Below are 307 nucleotides of genomic sequence, written 5' to 3' on the forward strand. Positions count from 1 at the left end.
CACCGATTGCGGAGCCCCTGCGGCCCGATGGCCAACCGATCCGGGATGTCGATGATCACCCAGTCTTTTGCTGCCATAGGACGACGCTAGCAGCTGAGTGAGACAGAATTCGGCTCCATGCTCGGAGCGCGACGCGAGCCGGGCGCCCCGAACGAGATCACTGCGTCTACAGCCTGGAGGTGCGCGTGGACGAACACGAGCGCGCGGACCGCCGGCCCGACCTAGTGTCGGGATCTCCGGCCGCAATCGCAGAGAGGCTCTCCGGGTTCGTAGAGCTCGGGTTCACGGCCCTGAAGTCCCAATACAC

Source organism: Luteitalea sp. (genome assembly GCA_009377605.1).
GTDB lineage: Bacteria > Acidobacteriota > Vicinamibacteria > Vicinamibacterales > Vicinamibacteraceae > WHTT01.